Here is a 21,873-nt window from a genome sequence, read left to right as displayed (position 1 = left end):
GGCTAGTGGTGTATTAAGCGGGTACACCACTATGAAAACGAAAAGCCGTATCGGGTGACGTTATCAGCTCTGCTTCCCGGGCCACAAAAAAAGCAATTCTTTCATCAATGGAAGCGTTAGTTTGCTGCTGCGCAAGCAGTAGGTAGTCTTCAAAATGACGCCCTTCGGACTTAACCAGCGTGCGATAAAATTTAGCCAACTCTTCATCCAGGTAAGGAATCAAGCGAGCAAAACGCTCGCAGCTGCGTGCTTCTATTAAGGCGCCAATAATGAGGATATCAATAAGACGCTCTGGATCATTGCTGCGCACATGACGTCGCAAGCCCTCAGCGTACCGGGAAGCGGTTAAATGCTTGTATTCAACGCCGCGCTTTTCCATTAAACCCACAACTTGCTCAAAGTGCAGCAATTCTTCGCGGGCGAGCTGAGACATTTTGCTCAATAAAAGAGGCTGGTCTACATAACGATACAGCAAGCTCATGGCCGTCGAAGCGGCCTTTTTCTCACACTGAGCGTGGTCAACAAGCAGTATTTCGGGGTTATCTAGCGCCCATTTAAGCCAGCTGTCCGGCGTTATACAGGCAAGAAATTCATTTAAACTTTCGGGCAACAAGTCATCTGCTTGAAGTTTATGGTCTGCGGGTGTTAATTCCGGCAATTGCATTGACATAACGTTCTTCCGAGCATTTTTTCACAATTGTACAATATTTAAACGCCGATAGCGTTCACCCCGTTCCCAAACCGCAAGAACAATGCCATGTCTCTTGGGTACATATTGCTGGCCACCGCTAATAGAAATAATGGCGCTCTACGCTTCGCTGTGAGGTTAGCTCAACGTGGAAAGCAACCGTAACGTTATAGCGTCCAAGCCATGGTAACGCGGCGCAACCGCGATCACACCTTTAGCATGCTCAGGCCCATCACACCCTGCCAGAAAGTGTCCCAAACGGCCAAAACACAGGCCTTTAAAGCGGTATTTTTTGTGTATCAACATAAAGTACAACACCTGCCTCTCGCCTTCTTCTTAACATTGTCGACAGTTTGCCGTAGAATCCGTGTCATCCAACCAGACGCTGTTTCCAAGCGTATGTCATGTGTCCGAGCGCACGCTCAAACACCGTGAAAATGTGTGCTCGCCACCATAAAGCAGATGAGAGGGCCCCAACGTGCTTGAAGCATATCGCCAACATGTCGAGGAACGCGCCGCTGAAGGCGTACCACCCAAGCCTCTAAACGCCGAGCAAGTTGCCGCCTTAATTGAGCTGCTAAAAACCCCACCGGCGGGTGAAGAGGAATTTGTTCTTGATCTGATCACCAACCGGGTTCCGCCGGGCGTCGATGAAGCCGCTTATGTAAAAGCGGGCTTTCTTACTGCAATCGCCAAGGGCGAAGCAACCTCTCCGCTGATCGATAAAATCCACGCGGTTAAGCTGCTGGGCACCATGCAAGGCGGCTACAACATCGTATCCATGGTAGAACTTTTGGATAACGAAGAGTTAGCGCGTGAAGCCGGCGAACAGCTCAAGCATACCCTGCTGATGTTTGATGCCTTTCATGATGTTGAAGAGCGTGCCAAAAAGGGTAACAGCGTTGCCAAGGACGTTATTCAGTCTTGGGCAGAAGCAGAGTGGTACCTTTCCAAGCCTGCTTTAGAAGAAAAAATCACCCTGACCGTCTTTAAGGTGCCGGGTGAAACCAACACTGATGATCTGTCACCAGCACCCGATGCTTGGTCGCGCCCCGATATCCCGCTGCACGCCAATGCCATGCTCAAAAACGAGCGTGACGGCATTGTGCCTGAAGTACCGGGCTCTATGGGTCCGCTCAAGCAAATTGAGGAAGTCAAATCCAAAGGCTTCCCGGTTGCTTATGTCGGTGATGTCGTGGGTACGGGCTCTTCACGTAAATCAGCCACTAACTCCGTGCTGTGGTTCTTTGGTGACGATATCCCTTACGTTCCCAACAAGCGCGCTGGCGGCTTCTGTTTTGGTAGCAAAATTGCTCCGATCTTCTTTAACACCATGGAAGATTCTGGCGCACTCCCGATTGAACTGGACGTATCAAAGCTGGAAATGGGCGATGTCATCGACGTCTACCCCTACGAAGGCAAGGTGTGCAAGCACGGTACTGATGAAGTGCTCACCACGTTTGCATTGAAAACTCAGCTGATCCTGGACGAAGTACGTGCTGGCGGCCGTATTCCTCTGATCATCGGTCGTGGCCTGACGGGCAAAGCACGTGAGTCTCTTGGCCTTGAGCCTTCTGACGTATTCCGCCTGCCGGATCAGCCCAAAGACACTGGCAAGGGCTTTACCCTGGCGCAGAAAATGGTCGGTAAGGCGTGCGGCCTGGAAGGCGTTCGTCCGGGCATGTACTGCGAACCTAAAATGTCCACGGTCGGCTCCCAGGATACTACTGGCCCGATGACCCGGGACGAGCTGAAAGACCTGGCCTGCCTGGGCTTCCAAGCGGACTTGGTCATGCAGTCATTCTGCCACACGGCGGCCTATCCGAAGCCGGTTGACGTGGACACTCACCACACACTGCCTGACTTCATTATGAACCGCGGCGGTGTATCGCTGCGTCCTGGCGACGGCATCATCCACAGCTGGCTGAACCGTATGCTGTTGCCAGATACAGTAGGCACCGGCGGCGACTCGCACACCCGCTTCCCGCTGGGCATCTCGTTCCCGGCTGGTTCTGGCCTGGTGGCCTTCGCTGCTGCCACCGGCGTTATGCCGCTGGATATGCCGGAATCCGTACTGGTGCGCTTTAAAGGCAAGCGTCAGCCTGGCGTTACCCTGCGCGACCTGGTTCACGCCATTCCGCTTTACGGCATCAAGCAAGGTCTTCTGACCGTTGATAAGGCCAACAAGAAGAATGCGTTCTCTGGCCGCGTGCTGGAAATTGAAGGGCTTGAAGACTTAACGGTCGAGCAGGCATTTGAGCTTTCCGATGCCTCTGCTGAGCGCTCTGCCGCTGGCTGTACTATTACGCTGTCTGATGAGAGCGTTACCGAGTACCTGAAATCCAACATCACACTGCTGAAGTGGATGATCGCTAACGGTTATGGCGATGAGCGTACGATTAGTCGTCGTATCGAAGGTATGGAAGCGTGGCTTGCCGACCCGAGCCTGATGCGTGCCGATGCGGATGCCGAATACGCCGAAGTCATCGAAATTGATTTGTCCGAGATTAAAGAGCCAGTACTTTGCGCGCCTAACGATCCTGACGATGCTCGTTTGCTGTCAGACGTAGCGGGCGAGAAGATTGATGAAGTATTTATCGGCTCGTGCATGACCAACATTGGTCATTTCCGCGCAGCGGGTAAACTACTTGAAAAGCAGCCTGCAGGCAGCCTCAAAACTCGCCTGTGGCTGGCACCGCCGACCAAAATGGACCAGCACCAGCTGACCGAAGAGGGTTACTACGGCATTTATGGTCGTGCCGGTGCGCGTATGGAAATGCCGGGATGCTCACTGTGTATGGGTAACCAGGCGCGCGTTGCTGCAAAAAGCACCGTTGTGTCTACGTCTACACGTAACTTCCCGAACCGTTTGGGCGATGGTGCCAACGTGTACCTTGCCTCGGCGGAACTCGCCGCGGTTGCCGCGGTGGAAGGTCGCCTGCCAACCGTTGAAGAGTATCAGCGTTACATGAGTGAATTTGACGCCATGGCAGGAGAGATCTATCGTTATATGAACTTCCACGAAATTGAGGAGTATCAGAAAATCGCCTCAAACGTGATTCCGGTTGCTCAAGAAGCGTAACCATCCTATCGCCGATGCTCGCACCATCACAGACTTAATGAAATTCCGTTAATTCTGAGACGATGACCGAACGCCCCGCAACCTCTCGTTGTGGGGCGTTTTTATTACCGCAAGATGTCGGCGACTTGCGAGGGCTTCCGGATACTGCCACTCTGTTAGTTCATCCTTATGATTTAAAAGACAATGCAGCCACTGACACATCTTGGCTCGGCCTTAATGAAGACACTGCGCGATCATCTACGCCCCTTGATCGCCTATCATTTGTTTTTTACCTTACTGGCCTCTGCCCTGTTATTACCCCTGATTGGGTGGATAACCCAAGGCCTGCTTGCCCAATTAAAACGTACAGTGATCACCAATGACGAGCTAATCAGCCTGCTGTTTAGCCCCTTGGGCCTTGCTTGCATGCTGGTCGGCCTGGTCTTTACTTTTCTTATACTTTACTGGCAACAGGCTGGCATGCTCCAGGTCGCCGTTCGGCCTCACGGCAATCATTACCGGCTTGCGTTTGATGCACTCTGGTTAAGCGTTCGTCGCCTCCCCGCACTGGCAGGGTTAGTCGTGTTACAGGTGGGCACGCACCTTTTACTGCTGGCCCCTTTCATGGCCGCACTTGCATGGCTTTATAGTGTTTGGCTAAGCGGCTTGGACCCTTACTATTTACAGCGTGTCATGCCGCCAGTGCTTTGGTATTTTATTGCCTGCGCGCTGCCGCTTGTGGTGATTTGGCTAAGCTTAGCGGCTTGGCTTTATCTGCGCTGGCTGTTAGCGCTTCCTTTAGTAGCGCTTGATAACTACAGCCCGTTACGCGCCCTGACGCACAGTTTTCATTTAGCCAAAGGCTGGCACCGCTCCATTGGCGCGGCCGTACTCATCCTGTTACTGCTCATTATTGCACTACCTGTTATCACCACCATCGCCTTTGATGCGCTGGTAACGCCGCTTCTCTGGTGGCTACCAGAACACAACACTTTTCTAATTCCCATCATGTTTGCCTATTTAACAGGCTATCTGCTGTTAACCCTCGCCGTTACCTTTATCGGTATTGCGGCTAACGCACTGCTTTCTGCTTGTTTGTACCTTCAGTTAGCGCATCACAAGGTGCGCCCTGCCCCTCCATCAAAAATCGTCCTCCCGGGCCGATTTGCCTGGGCGGTTGAACTTAGTGTATTGCTACTGGCCGCCTTACAAGCCTGGTGGATCCTGAACAGCTTTGAACTACGCGACAATGTAAACGTGTTTGCGCACCGTGGTAGTTCAATGGTCGCCCCCGAAAACACCCTGGCCGCGGTTAACCAGGCCATCATCGATAAAGCTGACGCCGTAGAGCTGGATGTTCGCTTGTCCGCCGATGGGCAGGTCATGATTTACCATGACCGAAGCCTGGCAAGATTAACCGGTGATAACAGAGAATTCGGCGACTTAACGCGTGAAGAGCTTAGTCAGTACGACATAGGCAGTTGGTTCGGTGATGCTTTTCAAAACGAGCCTATCGCAGGCCTGGATGAGGTACTTGAACGCGTACGTGGCCATGCCGGATTGATGATCGACATGAAGGCACTGCCCGGCGAGGAACAAGCACTTGCTGATGCAGTCATTGCCCTACTGCGTGCTGAGACCGATATGCGCTATGCCTGCTGGGCTAAAAGCAGTCATCCTATAACAGCTTATGGCGAGTGCGGCTTTCCCAACGCAATGCTGGAGATGCGGGTAGCCACGATGACGCCATCACTGTCTGCCCACATCAAACGCCAAGCGCCTGAACTACGCGTCACACTGCTGGCACAATTAATCCTGCCAGGCACGCTGGACCGCCGAAGCTTCGATGCCTTGGGACTTCGCCATAACCGTATTACAGCAGAGGAAGTGCGTCTTGCAGCGCTTTATGGCTATGAGATACACGCCTGGACAGTCAATGACCGGGCAAGAATGTCTACACTGATCGATTTAGGGGTTGATGCAATTATTACCGACTATCCCGCGCGTTTACGCGAATTGATTGAAGAGCGGCGAGCGTTAAGCGATGGGGAGCTTCTGTTGGTGAAGCTGCGCAATTGGCTACGTCAGTGACGTGTACTTAAACACGCCACTGACAGCTCATTTCGTAAAGCCAGTTAATGGGATCAATCGCCCATAACAACGCCTTCGCGACGCGGGTCGGCACCGCCAAACAGCGTCCCATCCTCCAGCCTACGGATGGCCTGAAGCCCACTGGTTAGCTCTCTTTCACTGATGGTATGCCCGTACTCCTCAAGCACTTCCAGGGTCGCTTCAGGGAAGCGCCCCTCTTCCAAATAAACATCGCCTCCCATGGTAATGGCGTGAGGCAAATTGAGCGCTTCTTGAGCACTCATCCCCCAATCACGCATCGCAACTAACGTGCGGGCGGTGTAATGAATAATAGCCGCGCCACCCGGCGACCCCAGGCTTGCCACCAGCTCGCCCGACTCTTTATCGAAGACGAGTGTTGGGCTCATGCTTGAGCGCGGACGCTTGCCAGGTTCAACCCGATTAGCCACCAGCTCGCCGTCCACCTCTGGGGTAAACGAAAAATCGGTCAACTCATTATTAAGCAAATACCCACCCGGCAGACCGGTTCCTCCATCGGCAAGGATGCGCGAACCAAACGCCTGCTCAATAGACGTGGTCATCGCCACGGCATTGCCTTCAGCGTCAATAATACTGATATGGCTAGTGCCGTATTCCGGCTGATCCGGCTGTGAGGCAAAGCTAACGTCAAGCTCACCGGGGTTCCCTGGCTCCGCACTATCGCCCATGCTGGTGTCGCCAATTAACTTACTACGCTCTGAAAGATAGTCTGGCGCCAGCATTAATGACCAGTCACCACCCGGCGCCTCTACGAACTCAGGGTCCGCTATATAACGTCCGCGATCAGCGAAGGCCAGCCGAGAAGCCTCCAAAAACTGATGCAGCCAACCGCTGCTGGATACGCCGTTATCCAAGGGTGCTTCCAACAATGGCTGCTGATCTAAAAGACCCAGTATTTGCATAATGGTAATATGCCCAGACGAAGGCGGAGGAAATCCGCACACTTCCCACTGCTGCCATGGCGTACACAGTGGTTCCCGCTCAATTGTCTGGTAGCTGCTAACATCCTCAAGGGTCATGCTGCCTGGCCGCACCGAATGGTTCTGTACACGGCTTACTAAATCCTCGGCAACGTCGCCTTCATAAAAGGCCGCGCTGCCGTTGGCCGCAATTTGACGTAATATGTTCGCCAACGCAGGATTTTTTAACGTGTCGCCAACGGCTAGCGGCTCGCCGTTTGGCTGGTAATAAAAGTTCTCGGCGAGCGGGTCACTACGTAACGCCTCATCATTGGCAAGGCTGGTGTGCAGCCGTTGGCTAACGGCGAACCCTTCCTCTGCAAGCGTAATAGCGGGTTCAAAAAGTGCCTCCCAAGCCAACTGACCGTGCTCTTTATGCGCTTGCTCCAACATTCGCACCGTGCCTGGCACACCAACAGAAAGTCCACTGGCTACTGCATCTGCAAAGGGCAGCGGCTCGCCATTCTCCATAAACAGCTCCCCTGTCACCGCACCAGGTGCTGTCTCTCGGCCGTCGTAAGCCTGAACATTTGAGCCATCATAGAACATTAAAAAAGCGCCACCGCCAATGCCGCTGGACTGAGGCTCGACAAGTGTTAATACCATTTGCACAGCGATAGCAGCGTCAATGGCATTGCCACCATTTGCCAACACTTGATAGCCCGCATCCGTTGCCAACGGGTTAGCCGCCGCGACCGCAAACGACGCCGTTGCCCAGCCGGGTTTTTCCTCATACCCCGACCCAACCTCCGGGGTTATGGAGGGGGCTTCATAGCTAAACCCAAAGCTATAAACCGGCACTAACAGCAACCCTGTTAGCGTTAACTTAATCCTTTTTGGGGACATTACAGTGCCCTCTCGCATCCTGGAAAATATCAAGTAAGTAACCACACAACAGAGTAGCCTATAAAACGCATGCGCCCGGCACAATGGCCGGGCGCAAAATAGCGGTTTACAGGTCGACGTTAGGTAATTTTCTCGCCTGCCAACATAAACCACGTCTCAAGTACTGCATCAGGGTTGAGGGATACCGAATCAATCCCCTGCTCCATCAACCATTTAGCTAATTCAGGATGATCTGAGGGCCCTTGCCCACAAATACCTACATATTTTCCTTGGGCTTTACAAGCCTGAATAGCCATTGCCAACAACTTTTTCACCGCCGCATTACGCTCATCAAACAGATGCGCCACGATGCCTGAGTCACGATCCAGCCCCAGCGTTAACTGCGTAAGATCATTAGAGCCGATTGAGAAGCCGTCGAAGTGTTCAAGAAATTCTTCAGCCAACAATGCATTAGCAGGTAACTCGCACATCATGATCACTTTCAGCCCGCTTGCATCGCCGCGCTTCAAGCCGTTTTCTGCCAACAGATCAACAACCTGCTTGGCTTCATCGGTGGTGCGTACAAAGGGCACCATGATTTCGACATTATCAAGCCCCATCTCTTCGCGAACGTATTTTAAGGCGCGACACTCAAGCTCGAAGCAGGGGCGGAAAGCTTCCGAGATATACCGCGAAGCCCCGCGGAAGCCCAACATGGGATTCTCTTCGCCCGGCTCGTAAAGCTTACCGCCAATCAGGTTTTCATACTCATTGGACTTGAAGTCAGACAGACGCACGATAACCCGCTGAGGATAGAAAGCCGCCGCCAGCGTGGAGATACCTTCCACCAGCTTGTCCACGTAGAAAGTTACCGGGTCGGCATAGCCCGCAGTACGTAGATCAATCACCTGCTGCAAGTCAGCCGGCAGCGTTGCGTAATCCAGCAGTGCCTTGGGATGGACACCAATCATACGGTTGATAATGAACTCAAGCCGGGCAAGCCCTACGCCTGCGTTAGGCAGGCTGGCAAACCCAAACGCGCGATCAGGGTTGCCCACGTTCATCATGATTTTGAAAGGAATTTCAGGCATGGCATCGACGCTTGACACCTTGCAGTCAAAATCCAGCAGGCCATCATAAACGTGGCCCGTGTCACCTTCAGCACAAGAAACGGTGACATCAATGCCTTCTCTAAGCTGCTGCGTGGCGTCACCGCAACCCACCACTGCAGGAATGCCTAACTCACGAGCAATAATCGCCGCGTGGCAGGTACGTCCACCACGATTGGTAACGATGGCAGACGCTCGCTTCATAATGGGCTCCCAGTCTGGATCCGTCATGTCGGTCACCAGAATGTCACCGTCATGAATCTTATCCATCTCTTCCGGGCTCATGACCACTTTTACGGTGCCGCGACCAATACGCTGACCAATCGCTCGGCCAGTAATTAGCGTACGGCCCTTCTCGCGCAGCTGGAAACGCTCTAACTTGCCTCCTTCCTGCTGCGAGACCACCGTTTCAGGGCGTGCCTGCACGATATAGAGCTTTCCGTCGTCACCATCAAGCGCCCACTCAATATCCATGGGGCGCTCATAGTGCTGCTCAATCGTCACCGCCTGACGGGCCAGATCCATCACCTGCTGGTCGCTAATACAGAAACGATTACGCTGATTAAGCGGCACATCAACGGTGTCGACGGATTTACCGGCGCTGGTTTCCTGGCCGTAAACCATCTTGATGAGCTTGGAACCCAGGTTACGCCGTAAAACCGCCGGGCGTCCAGCGGCTAAAGTGCCCTTATGAACATAAAACTCGTCAGGGTTAACGGCGCCTTGCACAACCGTTTCGCCCAGCCCCCACGAGGCCGTCACAAAGACAGCATCGCGGTAGCCTGATTCGGTATCCAGGGTAAACATGACCCCAGAGGCGCCCGTCTCAGAGCGCACCATTTTTTGGACACCCGCTGACAGCGCGACGTTTTCATGCGCATAGCCACGGTGAACGCGGTAGGAAATTGCGCGATCATTAAACAGCGAGGCAAACACCTCGTGTACAGCGCGCTTGATGTTATCGAAACCTTCGATATTCAGGAAAGTTTCCTGCTGGCCAGCAAAAGAGGCATCCGGCAGATCTTCCGCGGTTGCCGAGCTGCGCACCGCCACTTTCAGCTGAGGGTGTTGCTCCTGCAGTTGCCCATAGGCCTGACGCAACGCACTTTCAAAAGCGGGCGGCAGCGGCGTATCAATGACCCATTGGCGAATATTACTACCCGCTTCCGCCAGCGCTTTAACATCATCAACGTCCAGGCGCGATAGCGTGCTGTTAATGCGTTCGTTAAGCCCTTCATGAGAGAGAAATTCACGATAAGCGTGAGCCGTAGTGGCAAATCCACCCGGTACGGTTACCCCGGCACCTGACAGGTTGGAAATCATCTCGCCCAGCGAGGCGTTTTTACCACCCACGCGTTCGACGTCGGCCATACCTAGCTGATCGAACCACAGAATGTACTCTTCCACGCAACCCCCTCGCTTTAAGACGTTGATGCAATCTTTTAGATCGCCAGTCATTGATCGTGTCACCCTATCACCGTGCCACCCTATTCGCCATTGGTCTAATAGCGAAGGGAGTGGAGGATTTTTACAACATAAGGCGTATACGGGCGATTTATGTAGTCGCTTGGGGCGTTGTGCTTAGCGAATGCTCGGCACACAATAGCGTATCTATTATTTAATTGACGGGCGTGATTATGAAGCGGACAGCTTTCTTTATTTCCGATGGTACCGGTATTACGGCCGAGAGTTTAGGTCGAAGCCTGTTGGCTCAGTTCAGCGATATTGAGATCAACATGCTGACCAAGCCTTATATCGATACGCTTGAAAAAGCGGAAGCGCTTGCCCGGATTATTGAATCCACTGCCGCTCGAGATGGGCAACAACCGATCATTATCGATACCATCGTTGACCAGCAGATACGCGATGTGATTCGCAAAGCGCCGGGCTTCAAGGTGGATATCTTTTCTACCTTTTTGAAACCCCTGGAGCAGGAGTTAGGCACCCACTCTTCTTACAGCGTGGGAAGAACTCACTCGATTGGCAGTGACGATGTCTATATGGACCGGATTCATTCGGTACACTTCGCACTTGATAACGACGATGGCGCCCGTACGCATCAATACGACAAAGCCGATATTATTTTAGTGGGCGTATCGCGCTGCGGCAAAACACCCACGTCGCTTTATTTGGCGCTTCAGTTTGGCATTCGAGCGGCCAACTACCCGCTTACCGAGGACGACCTTGACGAAGACGGCACGCTCAAGCTGCCCAAGGTGTTAGCACCGCACCGGCACAAGTTGTTTGGGTTGACTATTGATGCTCGCAGGTTATCCGCCATACGCAATGAGCGTCGGCCGAACAGTCGCTATAGCTCAATGGATCAGTGTTTGCAGGAAGTCGAACAGGCCGAAGCGCTTTACCGAATTATGCATATTCCGTTTATTGATGCGACGCGCTTTTCAGTAGAAGAAATTTCGACACGAATGATTGCCGAGACAGGCTTAGCGAGGCGCTTCTCCCCCCGCTAAACCAGCATTAAATAACAAAGCTAAAAATTACATGCCTTTGGGGGCGAAGATACCCGGGGCGTTACGCCAGTAACCTTTGTAGTCCATACCAAAACCGAACACATAGCGGTCCGCGACCTCCAGGCTGCAGTAATCAGCTTTCAGGCCCGGCACCGCTTTTCGGTTATGTTGCTTATCCACCAGGACGGCAGTCGTAACGCTGGCTGCCTGAGCTTCTTTACAGTAAGCAAGAATCGCGGCGAGCGTCGACCCTTCATCCAAAATGTCATCCACGATAACGACGTGACGTCCGGCCATGGGAATTTCAGGCGATACACGCCAGAAAAGCTCGCCACCGCGCAACTCGTTGCGATAACGCGTGGCATGCAAATAGTCCACTTCCAGCGGAAACCCCAATCGGGTCAGCAGATGCCCGGTCGTAATCAAGCCACCGTTCATCACACAATAAAAAACCGGCAGTTTGTCACCCAGGTCTTCAGTAATTGCTTCCGCCATGCGATCCAGCGCCCGCTCGACTTCTTCCTGAGAGATCAGGCAGTCTGCTGTTTCCATTAGCTGGCGCATTGAGTCCAATGACTCAAGCGCTTCTTTATCCAATTTGGACATGGGGTAACTCCCAAAACATGTAGCAATATTGCGAAAAGAAAAATCAGGTGGGGCTAGGGCAGTCCGCCAGCGCTTCTAGCCTGGCATGCGTACGTCGCCAACGCCCCAGCGCGGTCAGCGCATCCAAATCAGGTCGTGCACGGCCATAGCGGAGTTTCGCGGGACGCTTATTGGCGATGCCTTGGCTGGCTTCAACAACCTCAAGCGCAGCGGTACGGTCGTTACACACCAGCAACATATCGCAGCCAGCGGCGAGTGCAGCAGCGGCACGCTCGCGTGGCTCACCCGCTTCGTGAGCACCTGCCATACTTAAATCATCTGAAAAAATACAGCCTTTAAAGCCCAGCGATTCACGCAGCATACCCAACCAACTGGGCGAAAAGCCCGCCGGGCGTGTATCAAACGCTCGATAAATGACATGCGCGGGCATGATGCCATCCAGCTGGGAAGCTAGCTGTGCAAAGGGGACAAGGTCGCGTTGTTTAATTGCCTCCATTGAACGCTCATCAATGGGCAGTGCGACATGGGAATCCGCGGCTACGCCGCCGTGGCCAGGGAAGTGCTTACCCACAGCGGCCATGCCCGCCTGATGCAAGCCCTCAACAAAAGCGGCGCCTAATTGAGCAACGTGCTCTGGGTCACCACTGAAACTACGGTCGCCAATGACGCTAGAAATCCCGCTATCCACATCAAGCACTGGCGCAAAGCTGATATCCAGCCCACATGCGGCCATTTCCATGCCAAGCAACCAACCTGCGTCTATGGCGAGAGAGCGGCCTTCTTCCGGGTCTTGGGCATAACGCTCGCCAATCCGGGCCATGGCTGGTAAGCGGGTAAGCCCTTGTTTGATACGCTGTACGCGGCCACCCTCTTGGTCAACCGCCAATAAAAGATCGCCCCGTATGCGCCTTATATCGCTACACAGCTTGCGCACCTGGTAGGCGTCTTCCACATTACGGGCAAACAAAATCACGCCACCGACAGCGGGTTCAAGCAGCAAGCGCTTTTCAGCATTGGATAATTCAGGCCCTTCCAGGTCGAGCATGACCGGGCCAATAGGTTGAGTCATTAGCAGGGATCCAACAAAAGGGCCGATGATTTTAGACGATCAACGCACAGAGTCAAAAAAGCCTCTGCATAAGGCCACTACGGACGGCTGCCATGTAGCCAAACAGGCGTTCCAGGCACGGCGCGCTCAAAGATATAAAGCAGGTCCTCATTGCGCATACGAACACAGCCATGTGAAGCAGGTTTGCCCATCGGTTGGTCGGGCGGCGTTCCGTGTACATAAATATAGCGGCGCTGAGAGTCGACGGAACCTGCGCGGTTAAATCCTCGCTCTAACCCACAAAGCCATAAAATTCGCGTCAAAATCCAGTCACGTGTCGGATGAGCGTCGGCCAAGTCACTTGAGAAAATTTCACCGGTAAAACGCCTGCCTCTAAATACGGCATTGACCGGCTGTTCGTGGCCAATTGCCGCGCGAACATAGTGCCAGCCATGCGGTGTTTGGCCGCTTCCATCTTGCTGGCCAACGCCAGCGCGTCCAGTAGAGATAGCGCACTCAAAGCCTGGTGTTTGACCCTGCCACCAGCGCAGGATTTGTGCGCTGGTATCAATTTCGATCCAGCCGTCTTTTTTAGGTGGCAACTCAGCTAACAGGGGCGTTCGCATGCTGCGCTCCTTCAACCTCTTGCGGCAGTGGAGCATTCATGGCGGCAACGACCACAGGACGCAGGCGCCGCACTAAATCACGCACAGTCACCTGCTCCTGATAGTCCTTGGAGGCGATATCACGTAGCGCATCCAGCCCTGACAAGGTGAATATGACCGTACCCAACATAAAGTGCAGCCGCCAAAAACGCTCGGCATCGGGTAAATCAGGGGTCGCCTTACGCACAAGCCCGGTAAAACGGGTAAACACATCCCCATATTGCTCTTGAATATGGCGCCGTAAATGCCCTTGCGCTTGACTATAGGCTAACCCCAATAAGCGCATAAAGACTTTCAAACTATTGCGTTCAGCAGGCACCGCTAGCACCGTGGTGGCCATTGTTTCAAGCAGCTCTTCCAGGGGGATGGGGCTATCGACATAGCGGGCTTCAAGCTCATCGAGCGCACCATGAAAACGCTGAGTAAACGGGTCTAGATAGCGTGAGAATACGGCTTGGATGAGGGCTTTCTTGGAACCAAAATGATAATTAACGGCCGCCAGGTTTACCCGCGCTTTACTGGTGATGTTACGCAGTGACGTTTCAGCAAAGCCACGCTCTGCAAACAGCACCTCAGCGGTATCCAGGATGCGCGACACCGTGTCAGATTGTGCCATTATGGCCTCCGAAGAAACGAGTGTTTAAAACATGACAGAATAGTAAGTCATATCTTAATCAGGCTCAATCACCCTTATTAGCCGATTTTTTATTTGGTTACCCTGCGCATTAGCGTTAATTCAAACGTCTTACCGGTGACAGTCAGTGTTTTAACAAGCTGCTTTTTTAACCATGTACTGGATAGAGCAACATACTGTATACTTAAACACATACTGATCAAGCAGACAGATACCGACTGTCTTTTATTGTTTATGGAGTTTGGTATGTCGCGGCCACTCACAGCACGTCAGCAACATGTTTTTGATTTTATAGTAAAAACCATGGGTGAATTCGGCTACCCTCCCACCCGCGCCGAAATTGCCAAGGCCTTGGGCTTTAAGTCCCCCAATGCCGCTGAAGAGCATTTACGTGCTCTTGAGCGTAAAGGCGTGATCCGGATTATTCGCAATACGTCGCGGGGAATTCGCCTCCCCAACCAGGAAGCGCAGGACGTTAGCGAATTACCCGCCACCGCTGCGGCCAACAACAATGATCTTCCGCCGATGGGCTTGCCGGTTATTGGTGAAGTTGCCGCTGGCAGCCCGATCCTTGCAGCGGAGCATATTGACCGTTACTGCCCGCTACCCGCGGAATATTTCACCCCTAAAGCCGACTATCTCCTGCGGGTACGCGGTTTATCCATGAAGGATGTGGGTATCCTGGAAGGCGATTTACTAGCGGTGCACCGCACTGATCGTGTACGTGACGGGCAAATCGTCGTTGCGCGGCTGGAAGATGAAGTAACCGTAAAACGCTTTCAACGCCAAGGGCATCAGGTAATGTTGATTGCAGAAAACGCTGATTTTGCACCGATTGAAATCGACCTGCGAACCCAATCACTGGATATTGAAGGCGTAGGTGTAGGCGTCATCCGTGGCGGTAATGGCCAAGCGCTGGGCTAATAATCCGTTTGCGTAAAATCGGATTTTAAAAGCATCAAGGGGGTGGCCCTTTTCATGACCACCCCCTTGTTTTGTTACTGATTCAGCTTCAACAGTTTTTAAAACGCTTAGCTAAAGACCACCGTCTTATTGCCGTGGATCAAAACGCGGTCCTCCAGATGCCAGCGCAGGCCTCGCGCCAGTACGGCTTTTTCTACATCGCGTCCAAAGCGAACCAGGTCGGTTGGCGTATGGCAATGACTCACGCGATGAATATCCTGCTCAATAATCGGCCCTGCATCCAACTCCTCCGTCACGTAGTGACACGTCGCGCCAATCAGTTTTACACCGCGCTCATAGGCCTGATGATACGGTTTGGCACCGGCAAATGAAGGCAAGAAGCTGTGGTGAATATTAATCACCTGCCCAGCATAGCGCTCACACAACGACGGGGGCAGAATCTGCATGTAGCGCGCCAATACAATACAGTCCGCTCGCGCGTTATCGATAAGCTCCTGCACCTGAGCAAACGACGCTTCCTTATTATTCGGGTCCACCGGCACATGGTGATAAGGAATTCTGTACCACTCAGCGATTGAACGCATGTCTTCGTGATTAGAAATCACACCGGCTATGTCGCAATCCAGCTCACCTGCCTGCCAACGGTAAAGCAAATCCACCAGGCAGTGAGACTCACGAGAGACCATGAGTATGACTCGCCGACGCTTTTGGGTATCCATCAGCGCCCACTGCATGGAAAACTCTTGAGCAATTGGCTCAAAGGCGCTGCGTAATGTTTCAACGGACATGCCAAGCGAATCGGCCAATATCTCATAACGCATAAAAAAGCGGCCTGTTTGCAAGTCAGAATGCTGACTGGCTTCAGTGATAGAGCCGCCTTGTTGAGCAATAAAACCAGACACACGGGCAACAATACCCACCTGATCGGGGCAGGAAACGACTAAACGATAATAATGAGACATGTGAAGTACTCTTGACGAACTACGAAATACGAGTGACTTAGCGTAATGGCGCAGCAAATAGCGGCTAAATAGCAACGTCGTAAATAACGGCCGCCTAGTGTACCGGAACCCCGTTAACGAAGCACCGTTATCTAATGTCGGGGGTCATTGTTAGCCGCCCCTGCCTTCCCGTATAGTTAAGACATTACTTTTTAGGCTTTTCATAACCGATGCATCCACCACGCGTTCAACTTCGCCCTCGCCGCCGCCCTCCCCTGCGCCTACTACCGCTGGGTGGGTGTGGTGAAATTGGCATGAATCTAACGCTGTATGGATACGACGATCACTGGATCGCGGTCGACTGCGGCATGATGATTCGCCAGGATTTGCCTAACTCGCCCCTTCAGGTACCTAACCTGGGCACCGCCGAGACGCTGGGCATAACACCCCAAGCGTTATTTATAACGCATGGCCATGAAGATCACATTGGCGCGGTTGCTTGGCTATGGCCCAAGTGGAACTGCCCTATCTATGCCACCCCACTTGCGGCAGGCCTCTTACGCGCAAAATTCGCTGAACACCAACTAAGTAGCGCCGCGATTAAGATTATCGAGCCGGGCGAAGCAATGGAAACGGCGCCCTTTTCGGTGCGCTATTTGCCGGTTACCCATTCGATCCCTGAAAGCTGCGCACTGGTCATTGTGATGGGCGACTACCGCATAATGCACACAGGGGATTGGAAGCTGGACCCAGAGCCGCTGATTGGCACGCCCATCAACGCGGCGCAATTTCGAGCGCTTGCCCCGATTGATTTAGTAGTAGGTGATTCAACCAATGCCCCTCTGCCTGGCCACTCCAGCAGTGAAGGCGATGTGGCTAAAGCGCTCTCTAAAACACTGAATGAATGCAAGGGCCGCGTCGTGGTCTCCTGCTTTGCAAGCAACCTGGCACGCGTATTAGCCATTGGCCGGGCGGCTCATCAATGCGGCCGTCGGGTCAGTTTGATGGGACGATCCATGGAGCGCATGGTGAGCATTGCACGCGGGCTTGGCTACATGGATGACTTTCCAGCGCTTGTCCCCCCTCATGATTTGGGCTATTTGCCCCCCGATGAAGTGGTGATTATCGCCACAGGTAGCCAGGGTGAACCTCGTGCAGCACTGCAACGACTTGCTCAAGGGCGCCATCCGTTTATTGACCTTGAGCCTGGCGATAACGTCATTTTCTCTGCCAAAGCTATCCCCGGCAATGAACGCCCCATTGATCAGCTCAAAAAACGTTTGGTCCAACTTGGGGTCACGATCTTTGATGAGGTTAATCATCCTGAGCTGCACGCCACCGGCCACCCTTCGCAAGAAGAACTCGTCAAATTCTACCAGTGGATCAGACCCAAATATTTGATCCCCGTGCACGGCGAGGCGCGCCATCAGCAGGCCCACCAAGCGATTGCAGACTCCTTGGGCATCAGCGCACCTTTAGCACCCGTTAATGGCGACATGATCGTTATGGACCACTTGGGACTGCGCTGCGAAGCCCGCCACCCTCAACCGCCCTGTATCGTTAATCAGAATAGCGTTGTGCCGCATCCAGGCCTGGATGCCACCAAAACCACGACGCGTCGAGGCAGTTTATTTCTCGCCTTGCCTGTTGCGGCCAGCGATACAGGATGGTGGCGCATCGGTCGCTTGATGCTGGATAGCAGCAACGCCAGCCCACTCGATGAAGATAGCTTTAGCGAATGGCTGGACAATCAGTTGGAGGAGATTAAAGCGGATACGCTGGCTGATTTGCGCTTTGCGCTACAGCCACGCTTGATTCATTGGTTGGCGGACCACATGCAGCACATGCCCGAGGTTCACTTACAAATAATGGCCGCGGAAGCGCCTCTATAAACGAAACGAGGCGTAACCGCATCCTTTAGAACGCAGCACACTCGCTAGGCGGGTACTGTAATCGTCTTATGCCCAGCGCTCGGCATCTTGCCAATCGGTAGCGCGTTCTTTCACCCAATACTCACCCTGTGTGGAATGCTCCTTTTTCCAGAACGGCGCTTGGGTTTTTAAAAAATCCATAATAAAGTCACACGCTTCAAATGCTTCGCGCCGGTGAGCGCTCGCCACCAGCACCCTAACGATGGGATCACCCGGCGCCAGGTAGCCCACCCGATGAACAATATAAACCGCTTGGAGCGCCCAGCGCTGCCACGCCTGTTCACCTATCTGCTCCAGCGTACGCTCTGTCATGCCGGGGTAGTGTTCCAGGGTAAGTCCGGTGACATCAGGCGACTCGTTAAAGTCCCGAACCAACCCTGTAAAACTGACAACCGCGCCAATATCGGTTCGCTGAGTGAGCGTAGATGCATAGCCATCGCCTAATGAAAAAGGCGCTGACTGGATTCGGACCTGGATATTCATCAATTAACCCCCTGTCACGGGTGGAAAAAAGGCGACTTCATCCTCGTCTGTAATCCGTGCGCTATCGTTAGCCATCACCTGGTTAATCGCACACAGCGTCCGCTGGTCGGTGAGCACGCTAAATCGCGTATCACGCTGGCTCAGCGCAGCCTTCAAACCCGCAATATCACGGCTCGGCACCTGGTCCAAGTCAAGCACCGTATCACTCACACCGACACGTTCACGCAGCTCGGCTAAAAACTTCACCCGAACACAGGGCGAGGCGCAGCGTTCGCCTAGTGTCACTTCGCCTGCCGTCCCTTCTCCCGTCACAATGGGGGCTTGCGGGCGAGCACTGCGCTGATAATCACCACGTACGCCGCCGCGTTTGCTTTCAAGCTGAACAGCGTCGATACACATATCCTTATCGACGGCTTTACACATATCGTAGAGCGTTAAACACGCGACCGACACCGCGGTAAGCGCCTCCATCTCAACACCCGTACGCCCATTTAATCGACACAGTGCCGTCACGTGGACACAGCCCTGCGCAGGGTCGATATCAAATTCAATGGAGACTTTGGAAAGCGCCAACGAATGACATAAGGGAATCAATTCATGGGTACGCTTCGCGGCCTGAATACCGGCAATACGGGCCGTTGCAATGACATCGCCCTTGGGTAACTCGCCATCACTTAGCAGCTTCAGCGTTTCTGGCTGCATTAAAATCCGCCCCGAGGCGACGGCCTCACGACGTGTTTCGTGCTTATCACCCACATCGACCATATTAGCTTCACCACGCGTATTGAGGTGGGTTAGCTGCATGTTTATCACCTATGTTTTAAAAATGTGCCATTGGGTTGAGTGCTCGCCCACGTACGCACCCAGTGAGTAATTGCATCGATATCATTAAGGTTTAGCAGGGTAATCCGGGGGTCAAGCTCAACCGGTGGTTGGTCATCAAGTGCCACCGCCTGAATCGTCGCATCATGAAGAATAGACGGCTCTCCAATTCCCTTACGATACAGCACAAGTTTGGGAATGGGCCATGCTTTGAATCCTTCGACGATAACAAGGTCTGGCTCATGGTAAGCCATCATCGCCAGCAACGCTGCCAGGTCTGGCTCATCCTGCCCCGGCGTTTCCTGCATCAGCGCAAAACGTTCCCGTGAGGCGACCAGCATCGGTGCCGCCCCGGCGCTACGCAGCTCATAGCTATCTTTACCGGGTTTATCCACTTCAAAGCTGTGATGGGCATGCTTTATGACAGCTACCTTTAGCCCTGCCTGGCGCAACCGTGGCAGCAACTGCGTTAGTAGCGTCGTTTTTCCCGTTCCACTCCAAGCGACAACGCCGAGTACGGGAAATGCAGTGGCTACATTACTTACCATATACATGTCTCCTTCCCTGGTAATGAATCCTGATAAGGACGAGGGAGCTGTTACTCCCCTTCGCGCTCACGAGGCAATAGCCAATTCAATACGATTCCTACGAGAGCCGCCAAGCTTACGCCCTGCAGGGTAAACTGACCTCCCCCAAATTGCATGCCGCCAATACCAAACACTAAAATCAACGACACCACCACCAGATTGCGTGGCGCAGTTAGCGACTGACCCGCACGTACTAGCGTATTCATTCCGACGACAGCAATCGAGCCAAACAGCAGCGTCATAATGCCGCCCATTACCGGACCTGGAATCGTTTGCAACAGTGCGCCCAGCTTGGAAATAAAGGCCAGCAGAATGGCGATGATCGCCGCGACAATCATATAAACAGGGTTAAACGCCCGCGTCAGTGTTACGGCACCGGTTACTTCGGAATACGTCGTGTTGGGTGGGCCGCCAAACAGTGCTGCCACCATGGTCGCCAAACCATCACCCAGCAATGTACGGTGCAGGCCCGGTTTTTCGAGATAATTTTTACGCGTTACCGAACCAATCGCCACCATATCTCCGATATGCTCAACCGCAGGCGCAATTGCCACAGGAATCATGAATAAAATAGCCGCCCAATGAAAGCTAGGCGCGGTAAAATTGGGTATTCCAAGCCAGGCCGCTTCATGTACCGGTGTAAAATCGACAACCCCCATCACCAGGGAGAGTGCATAACCGGTAACAATACCCCCCATAATGGGAATCAAGCGCAGCAGGCCACGCCCAAATACCGCTAATACCAGCGTCACCAGCAGGCTGGCCATGGATAAAAAGATCGCTTGACCATAGCTGATATTGTCGCTGGTTTCCCCGGTTGCCATGCTAACGGCCACCGGCGCTAACGCGAGGCCAATCACCATGATGACCGGGCCAACCACCACCGCCGGTAACAAACGATTTAACCAACCGATACCACGTACGCGTATGATCTGGGAAATAACGACATACACAAGACCGGCTACCATTAAACCGCCAAGCGTCGCGGAAACACCAAAACTGGCAATAGACCCCTGGATAGGCGCGATAAACGCAAACGAGGACGCCAAAAACACCGGCACCGACTGCTTAGTAACCGCATGAAATATTAGCGTCCCCGCACCGGCAGTAAAAAGTGCAACACTTGGATCCAGGCCCGTTAACAGCGGAACCAGCACCAACGCGCCAAATGCGACAAACAGCATTTGTGCTCCGGTCAGCAGTACCTTCGGCCAAGACTCGGACCGGCTGCCAGCATTACTCATCACTCAACTCCCAGGAATCAATTTATATCGAAAAGGCAAAAAAATGCCCCCAACGCGAAGCGTAAGGGGCACCGTTAGGCAAAACGCTTAACGCGTTCCAAATATCTTATCGCCGGCATCTCCCAATCCCGGCACGATATAACTATTCTCATCGAGTCGATCGTCTACCGAGGCCGTATAAATTTCCACGTCTGGGTAAGCATCCTGCACACGCTTGATGCCTTCGGGAGCAGCGACAAGAACAATGATTTTCATATGCTCACAGCCCCGCTCACGCAGCATGTCCAGTGTGGCGATCATGGAACCACCGGTTGCCAACATCGGGTCAATCACCAGCGCCATGCGCTCTTCAATATCGTTGGCGAATTTCGCAAAATACGGCACAGGCTGCAGCGTTTCTTCATCGCGATACAGGCCGACAACGCTGACGCGCGCACTGGGAATCAAATCCGTAACGCCTTCCAGCATGCCTAAACCAGCCCGTAGAATGGGTACAACCGTTACTTTTTTACCTTTAAGTCGGCGCGTGGCGATAGGCTCGCCATTCCAACCTTGAATTTCGTGATCCTCAAGCTCCAGGCCTTTCGTGGCCTCGTAAGTCAAGAGCTTGGCCACTTCACCTGCCAGTTCACGAAAGCTCTTGGTGCTCAAATCAACTTCGCGCATCAGTCCCAGCTTATGTTGAACAAGCGGATGGTTAATGGCGTAGACACTCATGGGGCTTCCTCACTGCAGTGTGATATCA

Annotated in this window: 18 protein-coding genes; 5 read left to right on the top strand and 13 right to left on the bottom strand. The window is 53.2% G+C overall.

Going from position 1 to position 21,873, the window contains the following annotated elements; translation table 11 throughout:
* Positions 1-13: 13 nt before the first annotated feature.
* Positions 14-670 (bottom strand): MiaE family protein, encoded by a 657-nt coding sequence (locus tag ACT3RU_RS15595; RefSeq protein ID WP_087107350.1) that lies wholly within the window; start codon positions 668-670, stop codon positions 14-16.
* 496 nt (positions 671-1,166) lie between these two features.
* On the opposite strand from ACT3RU_RS15595, the gene acnB reads away from it, so the two are divergent.
* Both acnB and ACT3RU_RS15585 read left to right on the top strand, forming a co-directional pair.
* Positions 1,167-3,770, top strand: coding sequence for a bifunctional aconitate hydratase 2/2-methylisocitrate dehydratase (gene acnB / locus ACT3RU_RS15590; RefSeq protein ID WP_087107353.1), 2,604 nt, complete (start codon positions 1,167-1,169; stop codon positions 3,768-3,770).
* A 183-nt stretch (positions 3,771-3,953) separates the two neighbouring features.
* Positions 3,954-5,840 carry a glycerophosphodiester phosphodiesterase family protein gene (locus ACT3RU_RS15585; protein ID WP_192528302.1) on the top strand — a complete coding sequence of 629 codons (1,887 nt, stop codon included), beginning with the start codon at positions 3,954-3,956 and terminating at the stop codon, positions 5,838-5,840.
* 53 nt (positions 5,841-5,893) lie between these two features.
* Here ACT3RU_RS15585 and ggt read toward each other — a convergent pair whose 3' ends face one another.
* Positions 5,894-7,684 carry a gamma-glutamyltransferase gene (gene ggt / locus ACT3RU_RS15580; RefSeq protein ID WP_192528303.1) on the bottom strand — a complete coding sequence of 597 codons (1,791 nt, stop codon included), beginning with the start codon at positions 7,682-7,684 and terminating at the stop codon, positions 5,894-5,896.
* 119 nt (positions 7,685-7,803) lie between these two features.
* Positions 7,804-10,179, bottom strand: a complete 2,376-nt coding sequence (gene ppsA / locus ACT3RU_RS15575) for a phosphoenolpyruvate synthase (RefSeq protein ID WP_192528304.1) — start codon at positions 10,177-10,179, stop codon at positions 7,804-7,806.
* A 230-nt stretch (positions 10,180-10,409) separates the two neighbouring features.
* On the opposite strand from ppsA, the gene ppsR reads away from it, so the two are divergent.
* Positions 10,410-11,243: a posphoenolpyruvate synthetase regulatory kinase/phosphorylase PpsR gene (ppsR, locus tag ACT3RU_RS15570; RefSeq protein ID WP_192528305.1), complete on the top strand. Its 834-nt coding sequence runs from the start codon at positions 10,410-10,412 to the stop codon at positions 11,241-11,243.
* A 27-nt stretch (positions 11,244-11,270) separates the two neighbouring features.
* Here ppsR and ACT3RU_RS15565 read toward each other — a convergent pair whose 3' ends face one another.
* The 4 genes from ACT3RU_RS15565 to ACT3RU_RS15550 all read right to left on the bottom strand — a co-directional run bounded on the left by ACT3RU_RS15565 (position 11,271) and on the right by ACT3RU_RS15550 (position 14,178).
* Positions 11,271-11,849 carry a hypoxanthine-guanine phosphoribosyltransferase gene (locus ACT3RU_RS15565; RefSeq protein ID WP_087107361.1) on the bottom strand — a complete coding sequence of 193 codons (579 nt, stop codon included), beginning with the start codon at positions 11,847-11,849 and terminating at the stop codon, positions 11,271-11,273.
* 43 nt (positions 11,850-11,892) lie between these two features.
* Entirely contained in the window at positions 11,893-12,918 is a 1,026-nt protein-coding gene (gene nagZ, locus ACT3RU_RS15560) for a beta-N-acetylhexosaminidase (protein ID WP_192528306.1), read from the bottom strand.
* Between the two features lie 77 nt (positions 12,919-12,995).
* Positions 12,996-13,523 (bottom strand): L,D-transpeptidase, encoded by a 528-nt coding sequence (locus tag ACT3RU_RS15555; protein WP_087107365.1) that lies wholly within the window; start codon positions 13,521-13,523, stop codon positions 12,996-12,998.
* Positions 13,501-14,178 (bottom strand): TetR/AcrR family transcriptional regulator, encoded by a 678-nt coding sequence (locus ACT3RU_RS15550; protein WP_192528307.1) that lies wholly within the window; start codon positions 14,176-14,178, stop codon positions 13,501-13,503. The genes ACT3RU_RS15555 and ACT3RU_RS15550 overlap by 23 nt, the downstream gene beginning before the upstream one ends.
* Positions 14,179-14,442: 264 nt before the next feature.
* Here ACT3RU_RS15550 and lexA point away from each other — a divergent pair, with 264 nt between their 5' ends.
* A complete protein-coding gene (lexA, locus tag ACT3RU_RS15545) occupies positions 14,443-15,120 on the top strand; it encodes a transcriptional repressor LexA (RefSeq protein ID WP_192528308.1) in 678 nt (225 codons plus the stop codon).
* Positions 15,121-15,227: 107 nt separating this feature from the next.
* Here lexA and purU read toward each other — a convergent pair whose 3' ends face one another.
* On the bottom strand, positions 15,228-16,082 hold the full coding sequence (gene purU, locus ACT3RU_RS15540; RefSeq protein ID WP_192528309.1) for a formyltetrahydrofolate deformylase: 855 nt from the start codon (positions 16,080-16,082) through the stop codon (positions 15,228-15,230).
* A 293-nt stretch (positions 16,083-16,375) separates the two neighbouring features.
* On the opposite strand from purU, the gene ACT3RU_RS15535 reads away from it, so the two are divergent.
* Positions 16,376-17,953 (top strand): ribonuclease J, encoded by a 1,578-nt coding sequence (locus ACT3RU_RS15535; protein WP_192528328.1) that lies wholly within the window; start codon positions 16,376-16,378, stop codon positions 17,951-17,953.
* Positions 17,954-18,019: 66 nt separating this feature from the next.
* Here the strand turns inward: ACT3RU_RS15535 and moaE are convergent, their stop codons facing one another.
* From moaE to upp, 5 genes are all read right to left on the bottom strand, one after another.
* Positions 18,020-18,475: a molybdopterin synthase catalytic subunit MoaE gene (moaE, locus tag ACT3RU_RS15530; RefSeq protein WP_192528310.1), complete on the bottom strand. Its 456-nt coding sequence runs from the start codon at positions 18,473-18,475 to the stop codon at positions 18,020-18,022.
* Between the two features lie 3 nt (positions 18,476-18,478).
* Positions 18,479-19,279 carry a cyclic pyranopterin monophosphate synthase MoaC gene (gene moaC / locus ACT3RU_RS15525; RefSeq protein WP_172118439.1) on the bottom strand — a complete coding sequence of 267 codons (801 nt, stop codon included), beginning with the start codon at positions 19,277-19,279 and terminating at the stop codon, positions 18,479-18,481.
* Between the two features lie 5 nt (positions 19,280-19,284).
* A complete protein-coding gene (gene mobB / locus ACT3RU_RS15520) occupies positions 19,285-19,845 on the bottom strand; it encodes a molybdopterin-guanine dinucleotide biosynthesis protein B (protein WP_192528311.1) in 561 nt (186 codons plus the stop codon).
* 50 nt (positions 19,846-19,895) lie between these two features.
* Entirely contained in the window at positions 19,896-21,128 is a 1,233-nt protein-coding gene (locus ACT3RU_RS15515) for a uracil-xanthine permease family protein (RefSeq protein WP_192528312.1), read from the bottom strand.
* A gap of 87 nt (positions 21,129-21,215) precedes the next feature.
* Positions 21,216-21,845, bottom strand: coding sequence for a uracil phosphoribosyltransferase (gene upp, locus ACT3RU_RS15510; RefSeq protein ID WP_087107382.1), 630 nt, complete (start codon positions 21,843-21,845; stop codon positions 21,216-21,218).
* Positions 21,846-21,873: the final 28 nt, after the last annotated feature.

It is taken from the genome of Halomonas sp. TP35, assembly GCF_052375975.1.
GTDB lineage: Bacteria > Pseudomonadota > Gammaproteobacteria > Pseudomonadales > Halomonadaceae > Vreelandella > Vreelandella citrativorans.
The sequence above is the reverse complement of the archived record's forward strand: the minus strand, read 5'-3'. Positions and strand labels throughout refer to the sequence as shown.

Coding starts and splice junctions, on each gene's coding strand:
- ACT3RU_RS15535 (WP_192528328.1), top strand. CDS start 16,376: ATGAATCTAACGCTGTATGGATACGACGATCACTGGATCGCGGTCGAC.
- ACT3RU_RS15585 (WP_192528302.1), top strand. CDS start 3,954: ATGCAGCCACTGACACATCTTGGCTCGGCCTTAATGAAGACACTGCGC.
- ACT3RU_RS15555 (WP_087107365.1), bottom strand. CDS start 13,523: ATGCGAACGCCCCTGTTAGCTGAGTTGCCACCTAAAAAAGACGGCTGG.
- ACT3RU_RS15565 (WP_087107361.1), bottom strand. CDS start 11,849: ATGTCCAAATTGGATAAAGAAGCGCTTGAGTCATTGGACTCAATGCGC.
- ggt (WP_192528303.1), bottom strand. CDS start 7,684: ATGTCCCCAAAAAGGATTAAGTTAACGCTAACAGGGTTGCTGTTAGTG.
- ACT3RU_RS15515 (WP_192528312.1), bottom strand. CDS start 21,128: ATGAGTAATGCTGGCAGCCGGTCCGAGTCTTGGCCGAAGGTACTGCTG.
- purU (WP_192528309.1), bottom strand. CDS start 16,082: ATGTCTCATTATTATCGTTTAGTCGTTTCCTGCCCCGATCAGGTGGGT.
- lexA (WP_192528308.1), top strand. CDS start 14,443: ATGTCGCGGCCACTCACAGCACGTCAGCAACATGTTTTTGATTTTATA.
- ppsR (WP_192528305.1), top strand. CDS start 10,410: ATGAAGCGGACAGCTTTCTTTATTTCCGATGGTACCGGTATTACGGCC.
- ACT3RU_RS15595 (WP_087107350.1), bottom strand. CDS start 670: ATGTCAATGCAATTGCCGGAATTAACACCCGCAGACCATAAACTTCAA.
- upp (WP_087107382.1), bottom strand. CDS start 21,845: ATGAGTGTCTACGCCATTAACCATCCGCTTGTTCAACATAAGCTGGGA.
- ACT3RU_RS15550 (WP_192528307.1), bottom strand. CDS start 14,178: ATGGCACAATCTGACACGGTGTCGCGCATCCTGGATACCGCTGAGGTG.
- moaC (WP_172118439.1), bottom strand. CDS start 19,279: ATGCAGCTAACCCACCTCAATACGCGTGGTGAAGCTAATATGGTCGAT.
- mobB (WP_192528311.1), bottom strand. CDS start 19,845: ATGGTAAGTAATGTAGCCACTGCATTTCCCGTACTCGGCGTTGTCGCT.
- moaE (WP_192528310.1), bottom strand. CDS start 18,475: ATGAATATCCAGGTCCGAATCCAGTCAGCGCCTTTTTCATTAGGCGAT.
- nagZ (WP_192528306.1), bottom strand. CDS start 12,918: ATGACTCAACCTATTGGCCCGGTCATGCTCGACCTGGAAGGGCCTGAA.